Source organism: Burkholderia sp. SIMBA_051, assembly GCF_046534915.1.
GTDB lineage: Bacteria > Pseudomonadota > Gammaproteobacteria > Burkholderiales > Burkholderiaceae > Burkholderia > Burkholderia ambifaria.
The window spans coordinates 1-241 of sequence record NZ_JAWRXS010000789.1 but is presented as its reverse complement, the minus strand read 5'-3'; the positions used below and the strand labels follow the sequence as shown (position 1 = coordinate 241).

At 66.4% G+C, this 241-nt stretch carries 1 protein-coding gene; it reads left to right on the top strand.

Going from position 1 to position 241, the window contains the following annotated elements:
- The coding region (locus SB771_RS36620; protein WP_410722239.1) for a hypothetical protein at positions 1–241 on the top strand (241 nt) is incomplete at both ends.

Below are 241 nucleotides of genomic sequence, written 5' to 3'. Positions count from 1 at the left end.
CGTGCTCGTATGGCCTGACGTACCGCGCGAGACGTGGGAGAACGTCGATTGCTGGCCGGACGCCGAGGCGAAGCATGCCGCGCACGCGGTATTCAAGCGGCTCATTGACGCTGACCCGGTCGAGACGTGGCAGGCGGAGATCCCTGTCGGGCCTGACGGCGAGCCCGACGGCAACCCGCCATTCCTGCGACTCTCTCCCGAAGGTATGGAGATCTTCGTCGAGTGGCGGACGGAGCACGAG